Genomic DNA, 17,159 nt, shown 5'->3' with positions numbered 1-17,159 from the left:
GGGGGGGGGTGCTCTTTGTGGGCACTTGTGCTGAGGTGTAGGAGTGTGTTGAAGGTAGTGCGGTCGTTGTGGAACCTGGATGTTTCCTGAAAGGTTGGTAACGAGAAGATAAACAATTGTTGTATGTATATGTAAATGAAGGTGCATCAAACGATACGATACGTATGATTGTTGCGTACGTTTGTAATTCACTATTTCGAGAGGATGAGACCATAGACGCTCAGTACAACCTATCCAAGACACCAGTGGCGCCATCTGAGACACTGGATTACATGGAAGAGGACCCAAGCTCTTCCCACATGAGCGCTGATGCTATCCCGGTAGGGAGTCGGCCCATCATTAGGTATGAGCATTGCGGGGCTGTACTCAAGCACTGGAAGCAGGATGGGCACAATGTGAACGTGTACATCCCGACCAAAGACCTCAAAGGCCTTAAAGACCGTGGCTTGCTAGGAGCCTGGTGGGTTGATGGCAGTGTCCTGCCCAAGACAAAGACGTTTCGGTGTAGTGTGCTCAGCTGTACCCGCCCCAAATGTATCAAACAGACGCAACCGAAGTTATCAGCGGCGGTCACTCGAGTGGTGCGAGCTAAAGGTCCGTATAGCCTGATGCTGACCATCCCCCGGCTGACTGACGGGGAGGTAAAAACCGCGTTCAAGGTTGCTGAAAATGTGGCAAAGCACCTTCATGGTCTTGACGGTGTTAGCTGCTGGGGAACCTGGGCAGTGGTCGAGTGTCATCAGTCTGGGGTCACTCAGAAGGCGGCTCAGCAAGCCATCAGAAGAGGGAAGCGGGAAGGGCATCCCTACCACGTGCACGCGATTATTCCCGTATCGCTGGACTCTTGTGACAGCGTTGCGCAGGTTAACGTTGCGGCGAATACTTTTCTGCGGGCTCAAGCGGATCAGCTGATTTATGGTGGTAGCTTGCCCGGTAGCTTACCGATGGTAGATGCGGAACAGGAAATTGCTGCCATCGCTCACGGGCAGCAGGAGGAATCTGCACCGTATGCTTCCATCATTCACGTGGATGATTTGGCTCAGCAGCTTGGCAAAGACGATTATCTGTATGACTATCAGACTAAGGGTATGGTGCCTGAAAAAGGCCGTAGGTCAGATAATTCGGCGGCGCGTTTCAAGCGGCACCTTGAGGTGAATCGTCTTCTGGGAGGCACCACCCCGTGGTATCGAGCCTCCACCGTGCAGAAGGGCTGCAAGTCCTTCTTTGACATTGGCGACTTCCTGGACTCTGAGGACTCGAAATACCGCGGGCTGGTGCACGATAATAATAAGCGCCGCCAGATGCGTTTCGTAGTGTCTGCCTCATACGAGGGAATTACCGCTGAGTATGAGGTGACAGGCCGAGATTTTCACCGCTACCCAACCTTGTCAGCGGAGCAAGCCCGAGAGGCGATTTATAAGCAGGAGCATCAGCGGCTGTTAAAGCAGTGCATTGCCGAACACCGTAGGCGGAAGAAGTCTCTTGCCTCATAAGTGAAGTACTTTTTTCTCACCCCCATTTTGTTGGCGCATGCTGTCGGGGGGGGGGGCACCGTTTGTGCGTGTTTCGGGGATGGGCTCTATCTGGGCCTGCCGCCAGTAAGAAGCCAGCCGGCGAGCGCCCAGAGGGCAGAAGAGGAGAGGGCTACTGGACTCTACATATACATCATGAGTCCAGCAGCCCCCTTTTTTTTATTGTTGTGGCCCCTGCCCTGTACCTATGTCCTTGATGATGCGGGTGGAGCAGGGGCGAGCAGGTGAATTTTTAGGTATCGATTCTGTCGAAAATTACAAGTTGGCGTGGCGAGTGTTGACGTCACCGCGTGCATGGTTGAGGACCTCGTCGTAGTGCTCTGGCGACTGCTTCATGTAGTCCAGTGCTGAGAGGCCGTCGTACATTAGCGACCGGCTGCGCAACCATAGTGCGGTTTCCCATTCATTGAACCCTCCGTTCAGGAGAGTCTGGATGATCTTTTGGATGGACGGGTCAACTGCCCCGTTGGCGAACTGGAAGGCGGGGTAGCCGTTGCGTCCTTTACCGTCTTTAAGACGCAGAATTGCGTTGTTGTTGATGCGGTCGTTAAGTGCCTGTCGGGTGATGCCACCGAGGTACTGGCAGATGGCTGCGGTGGTGTGCAGGTCACCGATGATAGATAGTGCGGTCTGGGGCTCCTTATAGGTCTTAGCGTGTTTTTGGATGGCCACTCGGATGCCGAAGGACAAAGCATGGGCACTACTTTCGGTAGTGTCGATGGCTCCGTCAGCGATGAGCGATTCGATCAGCTCCTGGGCTGGTCCGAGGGTGTGGTTCAGGAAATCATTTTTTTCCATGGTTTTATAAATACCTTTCGTTTTTGAGTGCTTCAATTTGGTGCGGAGCCTTCCTATGTAAGGGGCGGGCACCGTGCCGAAGCATCCCACTCCCACAATAAGCAATGTAAAGCCTAACTGTAAAGCCAGGCTGTCATATGCAGTTGTGGAGGGGGTTCCCCTCATCCTTCCCTTTCCCCTTCGATATCAGGGAAAGGGAAGGATGAGGGGATGATTACGCCGTGAGGCAAAACCTCTACGAGAGAGGCTCAGACGGGAGCAGGGCATCACCAAAATCACCGACAAGGCTAGGAATATCCAGTGCCTCTTCAGGCTCCTCGGTCTCATCGATGAGTACAGGCAGGCTCATGCCCTGATCCTGGCATTCGCGATATACCTTAAGTGCGTCTCGAGATTCCTCAATCCCAAGATCACCCTCATAGATACCTGCAGGACCAAAAATGTAGACATTCACGGTGTTCTCAAGGGTAGAGGTAGAGATAATGCCGTCAAACCCAAGCTCGCGGGCAGCTTCAGCCCATGCCTGAGTGAGATGGTACCCCCAATCCCTGTGTCGCATATCGCTCATACATTTAGCGCAGTAGCCAGGACCATCTACGCGTACATCCAGCAAGCGCAGTTGACGCTTGAGGTACAGAGTGGACACTTTCACGCCCTCCAGGAGAGAGCGCGGAGCGAACTCTTTCTCGGCATAAGTGTTGAGCAGCTCTCGGATAGCTGCCACAGGTGAAGCGCCGGTGTTACATGTACCCTGCCCCTTAGAGCCCGGCAGATCATACCGACCGCCAGTGTAGCCATCATAGCCAGCATCCTCGGGAGCCCACGCAGACGCATAAAAAAGCGGGTTACGCAGCGTACCGTCAGGGTTATAGGTGCTATGCGTCCTATGGAGCACCGGGAAGTCAGTGCCGGGCCCCACCAGTACACACTTGTACTGACTCAGTGAGGCACTCGCACTCGGTGGAGTTGTTAGTGGTTTTTTATGCAGCTGGCATTCAATCAAAATGTGCCAACCTTTCTGGCCCCGTGAGGCCGATTTTATCGCCTATCGAAATTTCATATGAGGCGATTAATTTATATTACAGTGTTGATTGTACCCTGTAAGTATTTGATGTGGGGATACCGTTCGTCATTCCATTCGCTATCAGGTGAAAATGTATTTACTGGTGCAATAAAGTACGGAATATAAACACTTTTGAAGGCCTATTGATCTCAGTCCGGGGCCTGGATGCGCCTTCAGTGCGACATTAATAGTAGTTTGACAAGTGGAAACATCGGAGATGGGTCTCTCTATCGCGCACTATTCCGCCACGCCCCTTTATTTCGCACTATTCCGCCACGCCCCTTTATTTCGCGCTATTCCGCCACGCATTATTTGGCCGCGGTCCAGAATTTCAGTCAAAAAATATGACAATAAAAGGCCTGCGGGGCATCTACAATATTCTCGCCATACACAGAAGCTTCTAGTGGTTCTACGCAAATCAGAGCACAACAAAAGAATCTTCAAGAAGCACCCGAAGGCTTCAAAATCCGCTACCACCACCACCGCTGCTTCTGCTGTTGCTGAAGGTGTCGCTACCCCCACCACTACTACTACTGCTGGCGCTACTGCTTCTGCTGTTGCTTCTGGTGCTGCCGCTCCGGCTGCTTCTATGGCTACACATAGAACATGTTCCAAAACATGCGACAAATACCGCCAAGAGGCACCCCACCCCCTCAATCAGTTCATGGTTTCTTCACCTCTACCACCCCATGGAATCCAACCTTGCTCGCGCTCGCACCGTATCCCTTAGCCGCCATGTTCGCAGCATGAGGCGTTCCTGCCGCATACTTCCTCTGAACAAAGCGTGAACCCCTATGGCTTAGAGTGGCACATAATATAGAACATGTACTATGACTTGTTCTGTGGTTTGCTGACAAGGAATATCTGTCAGTACCCCCATGGGTCCCGTCGTTTTTAGGGGTTGTGTACTTCGAGCCCCTTCCGTGGTCTAACGCCCCTTTTTTCGATGTTGCCCCCCCTTTTTTTGATGGTGCCCCTGTTTTTGTCTTTCTGTGCCTCTGTGTTCCTTGGTGGAAGGGTTGGTTGATGTTTCTTACGTGGACGGATCACGTTCAAGAGCGTGCTAGTGAGCTGGGTCTTTCTTTGGGGGGGGGTGTTCGGGGGTTGTTGGCTGGTTCTTCGGTAGTGCGTCGTCTGGGTAATCGTGTGCGTGATGGCCTGAATTTGGCGTAAAAACAGGTCAGGTGGGTTCCTAATACATAAAAGGTGCACATCTTAGTGAACATGTTCACTGAGATGTGCACCTTTTGTGTGTTTCCAGCCAACGTACGAGGGGTAGCCCAGCAATAATACTGAACTACCCATACAGTGCACAGATGGTGTGAAGAGCGGCTCAAAAGAGTGCAGAAAACCCCCTTCCGACTCGGCAATCCTTGCCTACGGAAGGGGGGTTTTCGTTCAAGCTTTTTAGCGTGAAATGACGCTTAGATGGTGCCCAGAACCGGGTTCCACTCGGTCACGGTGTGGGACAGAACCGCGCCACCAACGTTCATCGGGTCGTTAGCCACGATCTTCTCGGCAGCCTCAGCGGAGTCAACCTTTGCAATCAGTAGAGCGCCAGCGGGGGTCTCGCCATCCAGCAGGGGACCGGACACGATCAGGTTGCCTTCCTCAATCTGCGAACCAAGGTACTCGCGGTGAGCCGGGCGGTACTTCGCCTGCTCCTCGGGAGCTGCGTAAACGTAAGTAATTGCGTAATAAGCCATAACGGTCTTCTTTCGAGCAGGGCGGAGGAACCTCCGCAGCCGGTCGGTGCTTGATGCACCCTCACTGTCTAATGTACCGTCTTGGGTGCCGGGTGGGCATCACCGGCGGCAAGAAATTGATATGGTGAGAAATCAATGTGACTCAGCGGAAACCGGCAGATTACGGCGGCGGGTTGATGGCGGGTCGGCGTATTGCAGGGTTGATTGAGGTAGGACAGAAAGGCACCGGATATGGAGAAGAACATGAACACTCAGAGTGATCATTCGGTTTTGGATGCGCCGCGCATCCGCACCGTGGCGCTGGACGCGGGCTACTCCAGCGTAAACCTCTACGACGAAGTGGACTCCACCACCACCCGCGCCCGCGAGCTACTTATGGGCGGCACCGACCCCGAACGCGAACAGCTCGGCGAGCTCTCCGTCTACGCCAGCCTCTACCAAAGCGCTGGACGCGGCCGCCTCGCCCGAGCCTGGACCGCGCCTCCCGGAGCGTGCCTTGCCGCGAGCATTGTGGTGCGCCCGCACGCCTCCACCGACCCGCTGACTCGAGAGCTCCCCGAAGATAGCTATCACTGGCTGACCCTCATCGCCGGGCTCAGCGTGGTCGATATTTGGCGCAGCTACGGCGTGGATGCCGCCCTCAAATGGCCCAACGATGTCATCGCGCAGGGCGCTAAGGGCTGCGGAATCCTCGCCCAGCTCGTTCCCGAAAGCGGCGCTAACGAGGGGCAGCGCAGCATCATTGTGGGCATCGGTCAGAACACGAATATGTCCGCCGAACAGCTGCCCGTACCCACCGCCACGAGCCTGAGCCTGTGCACCGGTGCCGCGTTTGACTCCTCCGAGGTGCTCACCCGACTGCTGAGCATCTTCGCTCGACGCTACCGCGCCTTCGTGCGTGCCGGTGGCGACCCCGAACGCCCCGACCCCCTGAACCCGGATAGCCTCAGCCTGCTCGACCAGGCACGCGCCGCCACCGCCACCCTCGGTGCCAGCGTGCGCATGAGCCTACCCGACGGAAGCACCGTAGAAGGCGTTGCTGAAGACCTCGACGCGCAGGGGCGCATCCTGATCCGCCGCGAGGACGGCACACTAGAACCCTACGCGGTGGGCGATATTGAGCACCTTCGCCCCGCCAACGGTAGCTACGGAGATTTTCAGCAGGCACACTAGAACCAGCCCCAAAAAATAATTCAGCCAAAAAATCAGCCCGGCACGGCAACCTCATCAACCCACACCACCTCAGCCGGCGACCCCAGCCGAAACACACCAACCAGCACAGCTAAGGAACACCATGCGTTTGCGCGGAAAACTCAACCCCGGTGAGCATGTCATCATTGCGACCCGACAGCACTACGGTGCCCTGCTGCCCGCGCTCGCCTACCTGCTGGTTGCTATTGCCGCCTCAACCTTCGCCTCCACGGCGCGGTCCTCACCGATTCTGTGGACTCTCGGCATGCTCTGCGCGGTAGGTACCCTGGTCGGTGCCGTGCGCACCGCCTGGCGTTGGGCAACCACCTACTACCTGCTGACCACCCACCGGCTCGTGGTGCGCCGCGGCGTGATGACCCGCAGCGGAGACGAATCCCTCTACCTGGATTCCATGGGGGAGCGTTGGGCAAAACAGCGCGGCCCGGGTGCCTGGCTGGGCTACGGTTCGGTGTATGTGGTCTGCCGCGGGGTGCACCACCGACTGACCTATGTGCCCGACCCCAAGCGCTTTGAAAAAGAAATTAAGGCCGCCCGACGCGACTACTACGCCCTGCGCGCTCGCTATATTTAGGGCTTCTCCGCCTCCGTCGCCGACCCGGGCGGGAACTGCCGGGTTGGCTCAGAGCCTAAACCCGCCGCTAAATCTGCCGAAAAAATGCGGATTAGAGTATTCTTAAATGTGAATTACTCCACTAAACTATCCTGGGGTGCGGGCGCTTTTGTGACCCAAACACCACTGCGGAGGGGTATATTAACAAGGCGCTACACGGTGAGCATCATCGCAGCGACGCAATGCGAAACCCGCAGAGCACAACGAGGTACCACGTAACCTGGCGCCACCACGGTATAAACCCACCACGGTATAGACCAGACAGTATTTTCCGGCAGAGATGAAAGGAACGGCAGCGGCAATGAGCACGGCAGACCACCATGAACCTGCGCACTCTCCGCAGGGCACCGGCGCCACCATGGGCCCCGAAACCCAAATGCTGAACCTCAAAATTCTGCAGAACCTCGCCCAGAACAATATCTACCGCGATGAGGATTCCAAGGCAGGAATTCGCGCCCTCGAAAAGTCGCTCCTGGGACAGGGTCGCCGCTACACCCCCGTAGAAGCCGCAGAATGCGCCGGACTTCCCTTCGAAACCGCCCAGCGCATCTGGCACAACATGGGCTTCCCGACGATTCCCAACCACTCGCCCTACTTCACTGAAACAGACGTGCAGATGCTCGCCGACCTACAGAAGTTGGACGCAGAAGGCGACATCCGCATGGAATATGTGGCATCCCTCGTGCGCGCCGAAGGTCAACTGACCGACCGCACCGTCGCCTGGCAGATTGAGGCGCTCGTGCACAACATCATGGTCACCGAAAACCTCAGCGATAATGATGCCCGCCGCAAGCTCCTTAAAGACTTCCCGCGCTACCTCGAGGTTCTCGAACGTCTGGCGCTGTACGCATACCGCCGTCAGATGTACGCCGGAATCCTGCGCCTGGGATTGCGTGAGAACAACGTGACCACCTCCGGACTTTCCCGCCTGCCCTTGGTGCGTGGTGTAGGATTCGTGGATCTGGTCTCGTACACCTCTCTGGTACGTAACCTAGACGCGGCGGCTCTTTCTCAGCTCATCAACCACTTCGAGCAGAGTTGCCTGGACGTTATTGCACCCCTGGGCGGTCGCATTATTAAGACTCTCGGTGACGAAGTTTTCTTCCTCACCGAAACCCCGGACGCTATCGCAGAAATCAGCCTGCAGCTCTCCGAAAAGATCGGTGCCGACCCGCAACTGCCGGATGCACGTGTCGCCTTCATCTGGGGTGAGGTTCTGGCTAACCGCGGTGATGTGTACGGCTCCAGCGTGAACCTGGCTGCGCGCCTGGTCTCCCTCGCTGAACCGGGTACCGTACTGACCGATAATGAGACAGCAAACACGCTCCGACAGGTGGGAAATCGCTATATTCTCACCTCTCAAGGGACGCGAAACGTTAGAAGCTTTGGTAACGTAGACCCCGTGGCGGTGACTCGTCGCGCGAACTACACAATGGAGATAGACCTCTCATGACTGAACTGAAACTACGTACCGGTGGTGCAACGCACCGCGGCGCACATCGAGAAAATAACGAAGATTCGATGGTCGTTGCCGGTTCCCTTTGCGTGGTCGCGGACGGCATGGGAGGCCACGAAGCCGGCGAAGTAGCATCGCGCCTGTGCGTGCGTCAGCTTGCCTACTCGCCTTTCTTCACCATGCCCGGTGGCCGTAGCGAAGAGGAGCAGCAGGCCTACGCTGAACGCCTCGCCGCCATTGACGACTCCGACCCCGCCAAGCGTCGTCGCCGCGCCAACACCGTCCTCAACAACGAAATCGTGGGCACCCTGAACCGCCTGCACGATATTCTCGGCGAAACCAACGAAGAAATTAAGCAGGCACTCTCCCGCGCTGGCGGCACGACCGTCACTGGCGCCTGGCTGACCAGCATCGGTGACCGTAACCTGTGGGTTATTTTCAACGTGGGTGACTCCCGAACCTACCGTCTGCTGCGTGAAGACGACGGTATTCACCACTCCGCCATGGAGAAGCTGCCCGGCTCTGAGGGTTCCGCCTCGCTGGAGCAGGTCACGAGCGACCACTCCGAGGTGCAGTACCTGGTTGACGAGGGTCAGATTACCGCCCTGGAGGCGCTGACCCACCCGCGCCGCAACGTGATTACCCGCGCCCTCGGTACCGGCAACTACTGGGAACCGGACTTCTGGGTTCTGCCCGCCCGCGCCGGTGACCGCCTGATGCTCTGCTCCGATGGCCTTTCCGGTGAGCTTTCGCACGAATACATGGCGCGCGTACTCACCTCGATTCGCCACCCGCAGGACGCCGCTGACGTGCTCCAGCACGAGGCGCTGCGCTCCGGCGGCCGCGACAACATTACGGTGATTGTTGCTGACGCTGTCGAGGCCTAAACTTCATACCTTATGATTCACCCCCGCTCTCTTCGGGTACTCGTGCGAGTGCCTTCAGGAGGTGGGGGTGAACTGTATCTGCACACAGAAACTAAGGAAGCGCGATTCGGGAAGTGGCTACGGTGTTTTTGCGCCAGTGTTCGCGCGCGAGGAACCTGCCAATATGACGAGCGATAGGGGAGAGGCGGAGCAAAAACGCTAGACTGGACGGGTGACTGAGAACAACACCACCCAGCAGACTGCCACCGCCGAGACTCGAGCAGAGAGCCCCGCAGAAAACTCCGTGGAAAACACCGCAGAAAACACCGTGGAGATTACCGAGGCCCTGCGTGCTGAGTACGCGGAACTGACCGATAAGATTCGTGCCGCCCGCCGCGCCTACTACAACGAGGACGCGCCCTTCCTCTCTGACGCCGAGTACGATAAGCTCTACCGCCGCCTCGAAATCATTGAGGCGGAGCACCCGCACCTGATCGCCAACGACTCGCCCACCCAGGAAGTCGGCGGCGAAGCCATCGAGGCCTTCGCACCCGTCACCCACCTGCAGCGCATGTACTCCCTCGAGGACGTCTTCTCCTTCGAAGAGCTACGCGCCTGGCTGACCAAGACCGAAGAGAGCGCCCGGACCCTCACCGGCAGCGCACCGCAGTGGCTGACCGAGCTGAAGATTGACGGCCTGGCGGTGAACCTGCTCTACCGCAACGGCACCCTCGTACGCGCGGCAACCCGCGGCGACGGCACCACCGGCGAAGACGTCACCCACAACGTGCGCACCATCGCGAGCATCCCGCAGCAGCTGAGCGGCGAGAACCACCCCGAAGAGATTGAAATCCGCGGCGAAGTGTTCATCTCCTCCGCCGATTTTGAGAAGCTCAACGAGTCCATGATTGCCGCAGGAAAGAACCCCTTCGCGAACCCGCGTAACGCCGCGGCAGGCTCGCTACGCCAGAAGGACGCGGCGATTACCGCCTCGCGCCCGCTGAGCATGTACGTGCACGGCATCGGTTCGCGCACCGGCCTGGATATTGCCACCCAGTACGAGACCTACGATTTGCTCGCCTCCTGGGGTCTGCCCGTGAGCCCCTACAGCGAAATCGCCGCCAACACCGAGGCGGTCTTCGACTTCATTAACAAGTACGGCGAGCAGCGCCACTCCCTGGTGCACGAGATTGACGGCATCGTCATTAAGGTCAACGACTTCGCGACCCAGGCTCAGCTGGGCTACACCTCCCGCGTGCCGCGCTGGGCGGTGGCGTACAAGTACCCGCCCGAAGAGGTGCACACCAAACTGCTGGACATCCGCGTGGACGTGGGACGCACCGGCCGCGTGACCCCCTACGGCGTCATGGAGCCCGTGTTCGTCTCCGGCTCGACCGTCGAACGCGCCACCCTGCACAACCAGGACGTGGTCAAGGCCAAGGGCGTGCTCATCGGCGACACCGTGGTGCTGCGCAAGGCAGGCGACGTGATCCCCGAGATCGTCGCCCCCGTGGTTGCTCTACGTGACGGCACCGAACGAGAGTTCGTGATGCCCGGCGAGTGCCCCTCCTGCGGCTCGCCCCTGGCACCCGGCAAGGAAGGCGATGTGGACCTGCGCTGCACGAACCCGCGCTCCTGCCCGGCGCAGCTGACCGAGCGCGTGTACTATGCGGCAAGCCGCGGCGCCTTCGACATTGAGGCGCTCGGCTTTGAAGCAGCAAAGGCACTCACCAGCCCCGCAACCCCGGATACCCCTCCGCTAACGACCGAGGCGCACCTGTTCAGCCTCAACATTGAGGACCTGCGCGAGGTCACCATCGAACGTGAGAAGAAGGTCAAGGGTGTGGGCACCGGAAAGATGGAGCGCGTGCCCTACTTCTACACCAAGCCGACCAAGGCACGCCCCGAGCCGAAGCCCACGAAGAATACGCTGAACCTCTTCGCCGAGCTGGAGAAGGCAAAGCAACAGCCGCTGTGGCGCGTGCTGGTTGCCCTTTCGATTCGCCACGTGGGCCCGACCGCTGCCCGCGCGCTCGCCGCGGAGTTCGGTTCGATGCAGGCGATCCGCGAGGCTGACCGTGAACGCCTTGCCGCTGTGGACGGTGTGGGCACCACGATTGCCGACTCTATTATTGAGTGGTTCGCTGAGGACTGGCACGCCGAGGTGGTGGACTCCTGGGCTGCCGCCGGTGTGCGCATGGAAGATACCCGTGACGAGTCCGTGGAGCGCACCCTGGAGGGCCTGACCGTGGTCGTGACCGGCACGCTGAACGGTTACACCCGTGATGGCGCGAAGGAAGCCATTATTTCTCGCGGCGGTAAGGCATCCGGTTCGGTGTCTAAGAGGACCCACTTTGTGGTTGCTGGCGCGAACGCCGGTTCGAAGCTGGATAAGGCTCAGCAGCTGGGTCTGAAGGTGCTGGATGAGGAGGGCTTCACCGCCCTGCTTGAGGGTGGTCCGGAGGCTGTTGAGGCTACCGCCGAGTAGACCCGGTAGCGGGGTCACCTGATTCTGACCCCTGCAATATATAGAGCATTCAGGCTCTGGAGTGCGTGCTCCAGGGCCTGAATGCCAATTTCTGGCATTTGTAATTACCACAGCTTTTAAGGCGGAAGCGCCTTAAAACACTCCCAAAGCGAAGAAATATTTAAAAAATATTTACACGCTGTTCAAAACCCTTAAAGGTGGCGCCCGTCAACCCCGAATCGAAAAACTTGGCGGGGGAGCGCATCCGGGTTAAATCCCTAGAAAACCCCGAAATTCAGGGGCGAAAACCCTAAGGCGCGCGGGGCTCAAGGTCTTAAATAATGTTTCCTGCACTTTTAACCTGGAAGAACCCTGGGAGAACCCGGGACGTTCGCTGTGAACTTGAAATCGGGTTGGAATCATAAAAAACCTCGGCTATCTTTGAGACCAGATGGATTCTCGCAAGAGAATCACCTGTGTGGTTTCAAGCTTGGAATGCTTGAAACGATGCCCGGTTCTACCGCACGTCCCCATCGAGGAAGTGCCACCCGGATTCCGCACATAAGTGCAGAATCGCTCACGGTGACATGAAATCGGTGGAGAGCCGCTCACATGGTAGAGCCAGAATATGAGTAACCTACTTCGTTATCAAAGGGTGAGCGGCGGCGCGCTAGAGTTCCGGGGACGGAACGAGCGGGGACGGCCCCAAGGAGCATTATGAAGAACACTTCCATTCGTCGTACCGCAGCAGCTCTCGCCATCGGTGGCGCTGTAGCAGCTACCATGTCGATGCCCGCTGCAAACGCAGTAGACGGTGCTACCTGGGACGCGCTGGCACAGTGCGAGTCCGGTGGCAACTGGTCCATCAACACCGGTAACGGCTTCTACGGCGGTCTGCAGTTCACCCAGCAGTCCTGGAACGGCGTCGGCATGTCCGGCTCCCCCGCGACCGCTACCCGTGCACAGCAGATCGAGGCTGGCGAGCGTCTGCTCGCTATCCAGGGCTGGGGCGCATGGCCCGCATGCTCCGCTAAGCTTGGCCTCTACGGCAAGACCGGCGCAGCTCCCACCTACACCGAGCCCACCACCACCGTGGCTGCACAGTCGCAGACCCAGCAGACCTACACCGCTCCCGCGGCACAGGCTGCACCCGCAGCTCCTGCAGCTCAGGCTGCACCCGCAGCAGTTGAGGCACCCGCAGCTCCCGCTGCACCGGTAGCACCCGCTGCACCCGCAGTTGAGGCTCCCGCAGCTCCCGCAGCAGCACCGGCAGCTGAGGCTCCCGTAGCAGCAGCTCCCGTTGCAGCTCCCAAGGCTGCAGCAGGCACCTACACCGTGGTTCCCGGTGACTCCCTCTCGCTGATCGCTGCAAAGCTCGGCGTTGCAGGCGGCTACCAGGCAATCGCAGCTGCGAACACCGACATCATCTACAACGTTGACCTGATCTTCCCCGGCCAGGTTCTGACCATCCCCGCCTAAGGATTAACCCCCAAGCGTAACGTGGACACGTTGTAGCCCAACGCCCCGCACCTCACACGAGGAGCGGGGCGTTGAGCATTTAACCCGAAAATAGGGGAGGAGAACACCGCCTGACCACGCAAACCAGCAGGTAAACCCTCCAACCCCCAATGAGACGGAAAACGCAACCTCCACTACACTAGAGAAGAGACAAGAAAACAAACTACGGGAGAACCATGTCTGCCATCACCTTTGAACAGGTAAAGCACCTGGCATCGCTGGCACTCATTGAGATGACCGATGAAGAACTCACCGCGATGGCGTCTGAGCTGGACGTCATCGTCGCATCCGTTGAGACCATGTCGCAGAAAGCAACTGCCGACATCCCCGCGACCAGCCACCCCATCCCCCTCGAGAACGTCTTCCGCGAAGACGTACCCGTCACCACCCTCACCCAGGAAGAGGCGCTCTCCGGCGCCCCCGACGCACAGGACGGCAAGTTCCGCGTGCCGGCAATCCTCGACGAAGACTAAGAGGAGAACAACCAAGTGAACGAACTGATCCAGCTCACCGCCGCAGAAGCAGCAGAAAAGCTCGCATCCGGCGAAATCACCTCCGTCGAGCTCACCCAGGCACACCTGGACCGCATCGCAGCCACCGACGGCGCACCCCTGAGCGACAACCGCGCAGACGGCAAGAGCGGCCTCAACGCCTTCCTGCACATCAACGCCGAAGAAGCACTCGCCACCGCAGCAGCAGTGGACGCAGACCGCGCAGCAGGCAAGGAACTGCCCCCGCTCGCAGGCGTACCCATCGCTGTCAAGGACCTCATCGTCACCAAGGGCCAGCCCACCACCGCAGCATCCCGCATGCTCGAAGGCTGGATGAGCCCCTACGACGGCACCGTCACCCGCAAGGTCCGCGAAGCACGCATGCCCATCCTCGGTAAGACCAACCTCGACGAATTCGCAATGGGCTCCTCCAACGAGCACTCCGCATTCGGCGTAGTCCGCAACCCCTGGGCACTCGACCGCGCACCCGGCGGCTCCGGCGGCGGCTCCGCAGCAGCCGTCACCGCATTCCAAGCACCCCTGGCACTCGGCACCGACACCGGTGGCTCCATCCGCCAGCCCGCAGCACTGACCGGTAGCGTCGGCGTCAAGCCCACCTACGGCTCCGTCTCCCGTTACGGCGTCATCGCCATGGCGTCCTCCCTCGACCAGGTCGGCCCCGTCGCACGCACCGTGCTCGACACCGCGCTGCTCCACGAAGCAATCGCAGGCCACGACCCGCTCGACGCAACCTCTCTGCCCGATGAGCCCGGCAACTTCGTTGAAGAAGCCAAGGCAGGCGCAGAAGCAGCACGCAAGCGCGACCTGTCCGGCCTGCGCATCGGCGTCATCAAGGAACTCGGCGGCGGCGACGGCGAAGGCTTCGAAGCAGGCGTCCTCGCACGCTTCCGCGAATCCGTCGAAGAGCTTCGTGCCGCAGGCGCAGAGATCATCGAGGTCTCCCTGCCCTCCGTCACCGAAGCCATCAGCGCCTACTACATGATCATGTCCTCCGAGGTGTCCTCCAACCTGGCACGCTACGACGGCGTCCGCTACGGCCTGCGCGTCGTACCCGAAGACGGCCCCGTCACCATCGAACGCGTCATGTCCGCAACCCGCTCCGCAGGTTTCGGCCACGAGGTCAAGCGCCGCATCATCCTCGGCACCTACGCACTGTCCGCAGGTAACTTCGACGCCTACTACGGCGCCGCACTGCGCGTCCGCACCCTCATCCAGCGCGACTACGCAGCAGCCTTCGAAAAGTGCGACGTGCTCATCTCCCCGACCGCGCCCTCCACCGCGTTCAAGCTCGGCGAGAAGACCGAAGGCGACCCCATGGCAATGTACCTGGGCGACGTCGCAACCGTGCCCGTCAACCTGGCAGGCGTCCCGGCGCTCTCCCTGCCCGGCGGCCTCTCCGAAGAGAACAACCTGCCCGTCGGCATCCAGTTCACCGCCCCCGCACGCGAAGACGCACGCCTCTACCGCGTCGGCGCAGCACTCGAAGAACTGCTCACCGCAAAATGGGGCGCACCGCTCTACAAGAGCCTGCCCGACACCGAAACCCTGATCCGCGACTTTGACTTTGGGGGAACCAAGTAATGAGTGAAGAAGTCCTCAGCTTCGAAGAAGCCATCGAAAAGTACGACCCGGTCCTCGGCTTCGAGGTGCACGTCGAACTCAACACCAAGACCAAGATGTTCGACTCCGCACCCAACGAGTTCGGCGACGAACCCAACACCAACATCACCCCCGTATCGCTCGGCCTGCCCGGCGCGCTGCCCATGGTGAACAAGACCGCTGTTGAGTCCGCCATCAAGCTCGGCCTGGCACTGGGCTGCGACATCGCAGACAAGTCCTACTTCGCCCGCAAGAACTACTTCTACCCGGACTCCCCGAAGAACTTCCAGACCTCCCAGGCTGGCGGCCCCATCGCGGAAAATGGCTCCCTGGACGTTGAGCTCGAAGACGGCACCATCTTCACCGTCGAAATTGAGCGCGCCCACATGGAAGAAGACGCAGGCAAGCTCACCCACGTCGGTGGCGCAGACGGCCGAATTCAGGGTGCAACCTCCTCCCTGGTCGACTACAACCGCGCAGGCGTGCCCCTGATCGAGATCGTCACCCGACCCATCGTCGGTGCCGGCGAGCGCGCACCCGAACTGGCACGCGCCTACGTTGCCGCAATCCGCGACATCGTACGCTCCCTCGGCATCTCCGACGCCCGCATGGAACGCGGTAACGTCCGATGCGACGCCAACGTCTCCCTCATGCCCAAGGGCGCCGAGAAGTTCGGTACCCGCTCCGAAACCAAGAACGTGAACTCCCTGCGTTCGGTTGAGCGCGCCGTCCGCTACGAGATTCGCCGCCACGCAGCGATCCTCGAACGCGGCGAAAAGGTCACCCAGGAGACCCGCCACTGGCACGAAGACACCCGCGAAACCTCCTCGGGCCGCCCCAAGTCCGACGCTGACGACTACCGTTACTTCCCCGAACCGGACCTCGTACCGGTCGTCACCAACAGCGAATGGATTGAGCGTCTGCGCGCCGAACTGCCCGAACCCCCGGCAGAACGCCGCCGCCGCCTCAAGGGCGAGTGGGGCTACTCTGACGAAGAGTTCCGCGACGTGGTCAACGCCGGCGCACTCGACGTCATCGAAGAGACCGTCGCCGCAGGCGCAACCGCAGCAGCAGCCCGCAAGTGGTGGATGGGCGAAATCGCCCGACGCGCAAAGCAGGCCGAGGTTGAGCTCACCGCCCTCGGCGTGGAGCCCGCAACCGTGGTCGCCCTCGAAGCTCTCATCAGCGAAGGCAAGATCAACGACAAGATTGCCCGCCAGGTGCTCGAGTTCGTCCTCGCCGGTGAAGGCACCCCCGCCGAAATCGTTGAGGCACGCGGCCTCGCCGTGGTCTCCGACGACGGCGCACTCACCGCAGCCGTCCAGGAAGCACTGGCAGCAATGCCCGACGTTGCCGACAAGATTCGTGCCGGTAAGGTTCAGGCTGCTGGCGCTATCGTCGGTCAGGTCATGAAGGCTACTCGCGGTCAGGCTGATGCCGCCCGCGTGCGTGAGCTGATCCTGGCTGAGTGCGGCGTGGAAGGCTAAGCTTTTCCGCTGATCCGGCCTAGCGAAAGAGGCGCTGTCTCCCGTGTGGGAGGCAGCGCCTCTTTCGTTATCTCCGTTCTGCTTGGCTTTGCACGTTAGCTCCGCTTGGAAAGGCGGTTATCGTCCTCGTTCCTACAGGGAACCCGCCCTCGCTTCGCTTCGGGCACCCTGATGTCACTACGGACGATACCGCCTTTCCGCGCTGGGGTACTGTGCGGGTGCGGCTGCGTTTTCCGGAAGCGCCCTCAGGATGTCAGCCCGGGCGCTCTCACCCCCGGTTGGAGCGTGCCGGTGCACCTTCCGGAAGCGACATCAGGGTACCCTCTCGGGTGC

13 protein-coding genes are annotated in these 17,159 nt (G+C 59.6%); 10 read left to right on the top strand and 3 right to left on the bottom strand.

Annotated elements, in window-relative coordinates:
• Positions 1 to 608 precede the first annotated feature (608 nt).
• Positions 609 to 1,493 (top strand): hypothetical protein, encoded by an 885-nt coding sequence (locus HMPREF2845_RS05745; protein WP_168163715.1) that lies wholly within the window; start codon positions 609 to 611, stop codon positions 1,491 to 1,493.
• A gap of 294 nt (positions 1,494 to 1,787) precedes the next feature.
• On the opposite strand, the gene HMPREF2845_RS05735 is transcribed toward HMPREF2845_RS05745, so the two are convergent.
• The 3 genes from HMPREF2845_RS05735 to HMPREF2845_RS05725 all read right to left on the bottom strand — a co-directional run bounded on the left by HMPREF2845_RS05735 (position 1,788) and on the right by HMPREF2845_RS05725 (position 5,099).
• Positions 1,788 to 2,330, bottom strand: coding sequence for an XRE family transcriptional regulator (locus HMPREF2845_RS05735; RefSeq protein ID WP_141752954.1), 543 nt, complete (start codon positions 2,328 to 2,330; stop codon positions 1,788 to 1,790).
• A gap of 235 nt (positions 2,331 to 2,565) precedes the next feature.
• Positions 2,566 to 3,225, bottom strand: coding sequence for an RES family NAD+ phosphorylase (locus HMPREF2845_RS09120; RefSeq protein WP_246824621.1), 660 nt, complete (start codon positions 3,223 to 3,225; stop codon positions 2,566 to 2,568).
• Between the two features lie 1,592 nt (positions 3,226 to 4,817).
• On the bottom strand, positions 4,818 to 5,099 hold the full coding sequence (locus tag HMPREF2845_RS05725) for a YciI family protein (RefSeq protein ID WP_070634125.1): 282 nt from the start codon (positions 5,097 to 5,099) through the stop codon (positions 4,818 to 4,820).
• 243 nt (positions 5,100 to 5,342) lie between these two features.
• Here HMPREF2845_RS05725 and HMPREF2845_RS05720 point away from each other — a divergent pair, with 243 nt between their 5' ends.
• The 9 genes from HMPREF2845_RS05720 to gatB all read left to right on the top strand — a co-directional run bounded on the left by HMPREF2845_RS05720 (position 5,343) and on the right by gatB (position 16,826).
• Entirely contained in the window at positions 5,343 to 6,272 is a 930-nt protein-coding gene (locus HMPREF2845_RS05720; RefSeq protein ID WP_246824607.1) for a biotin--[acetyl-CoA-carboxylase] ligase, read from the top strand.
• Positions 6,273 to 6,393: 121 nt separating this feature from the next.
• The gene (locus tag HMPREF2845_RS05715) at positions 6,394 to 6,882 is read left to right on the top strand and encodes a glucose ABC transporter permease (RefSeq protein WP_070634123.1); all 489 of its coding nucleotides are present in this window, start codon (positions 6,394 to 6,396) and stop codon (positions 6,880 to 6,882) included.
• Between the two features lie 340 nt (positions 6,883 to 7,222).
• Complete coding sequence (locus HMPREF2845_RS05710) at positions 7,223 to 8,374, top strand: adenylate/guanylate cyclase domain-containing protein (RefSeq protein WP_070634122.1); 1,152 nt, start codon at positions 7,223 to 7,225, stop codon at positions 8,372 to 8,374.
• Positions 8,371 to 9,264 carry a PP2C family protein-serine/threonine phosphatase gene (locus tag HMPREF2845_RS05705; RefSeq protein ID WP_070634121.1) on the top strand — a complete coding sequence of 298 codons (894 nt, stop codon included), beginning with the start codon at positions 8,371 to 8,373 and terminating at the stop codon, positions 9,262 to 9,264. The genes HMPREF2845_RS05710 and HMPREF2845_RS05705 overlap by 4 nt, the downstream gene beginning before the upstream one ends.
• Before the next feature lie 283 nt (positions 9,265 to 9,547).
• On the top strand, positions 9,548 to 11,731 hold the full coding sequence (gene ligA, locus HMPREF2845_RS05700; protein WP_070634243.1) for an NAD-dependent DNA ligase LigA: 2,184 nt from the start codon (positions 9,548 to 9,550) through the stop codon (positions 11,729 to 11,731).
• Positions 11,732 to 12,427: 696 nt separating this feature from the next.
• Positions 12,428 to 13,189 carry a transglycosylase family protein gene (locus tag HMPREF2845_RS05695; protein WP_070634120.1) on the top strand — a complete coding sequence of 254 codons (762 nt, stop codon included), beginning with the start codon at positions 12,428 to 12,430 and terminating at the stop codon, positions 13,187 to 13,189.
• A 215-nt stretch (positions 13,190 to 13,404) separates the two neighbouring features.
• Positions 13,405 to 13,701 carry an Asp-tRNA(Asn)/Glu-tRNA(Gln) amidotransferase subunit GatC gene (gene gatC, locus HMPREF2845_RS05690; RefSeq protein ID WP_005507016.1) on the top strand — a complete coding sequence of 99 codons (297 nt, stop codon included), beginning with the start codon at positions 13,405 to 13,407 and terminating at the stop codon, positions 13,699 to 13,701.
• 15 nt (positions 13,702 to 13,716) lie between these two features.
• Positions 13,717 to 15,321: an Asp-tRNA(Asn)/Glu-tRNA(Gln) amidotransferase subunit GatA gene (gene gatA / locus HMPREF2845_RS05685; RefSeq protein WP_012903973.1), complete on the top strand. Its 1,605-nt coding sequence runs from the start codon at positions 13,717 to 13,719 to the stop codon at positions 15,319 to 15,321.
• Positions 15,321 to 16,826 (top strand): Asp-tRNA(Asn)/Glu-tRNA(Gln) amidotransferase subunit GatB, encoded by a 1,506-nt coding sequence (gene gatB / locus HMPREF2845_RS05680; RefSeq protein WP_070634119.1) that lies wholly within the window; start codon positions 15,321 to 15,323, stop codon positions 16,824 to 16,826. The genes gatA and gatB overlap by 1 nt, the downstream gene beginning before the upstream one ends.
• Positions 16,827 to 17,159: the final 333 nt, after the last annotated feature.

Origin of the sequence: Rothia sp. HMSC065B04 (assembly GCF_001812285.1) — a bacterium.
Taxonomy (GTDB): domain Bacteria; phylum Actinomycetota; class Actinomycetes; order Actinomycetales; family Micrococcaceae; genus Rothia; species Rothia mucilaginosa.
Note: the sequence above shows the minus strand (reverse complement) of the source record. Positions and strands in the feature narration are given on the sequence as shown.

Bases quoted from the DNA above. Each gene is read 5' to 3' on its own strand.
- HMPREF2845_RS05745 (WP_168163715.1), top strand. From the start codon at position 609: ATGCTGACCATCCCCCGGCTGACTGACGGGGAGGTAAAAACCGCGTTC.
- HMPREF2845_RS05735 (WP_141752954.1), bottom strand. From the start codon at position 2,330: ATGGAAAAAAATGATTTCCTGAACCACACCCTCGGACCAGCCCAGGAG.
- HMPREF2845_RS05725 (WP_070634125.1), bottom strand. From the start codon at position 5,099: ATGGCTTATTACGCAATTACTTACGTTTACGCAGCTCCCGAGGAGCAG.
- HMPREF2845_RS05720 (WP_246824607.1), top strand. From the start codon at position 5,343: ATGAACACTCAGAGTGATCATTCGGTTTTGGATGCGCCGCGCATCCGC.
- HMPREF2845_RS05715 (WP_070634123.1), top strand. From the start codon at position 6,394: ATGCGTTTGCGCGGAAAACTCAACCCCGGTGAGCATGTCATCATTGCG.
- HMPREF2845_RS05710 (WP_070634122.1), top strand. From the start codon at position 7,223: ATGAGCACGGCAGACCACCATGAACCTGCGCACTCTCCGCAGGGCACC.
- HMPREF2845_RS05705 (WP_070634121.1), top strand. From the start codon at position 8,371: ATGACTGAACTGAAACTACGTACCGGTGGTGCAACGCACCGCGGCGCA.
- HMPREF2845_RS05695 (WP_070634120.1), top strand. From the start codon at position 12,428: ATGAAGAACACTTCCATTCGTCGTACCGCAGCAGCTCTCGCCATCGGT.
- gatC (WP_005507016.1), top strand. From the start codon at position 13,405: ATGTCTGCCATCACCTTTGAACAGGTAAAGCACCTGGCATCGCTGGCA.
- gatB (WP_070634119.1), top strand. From the start codon at position 15,321: ATGAGTGAAGAAGTCCTCAGCTTCGAAGAAGCCATCGAAAAGTACGAC.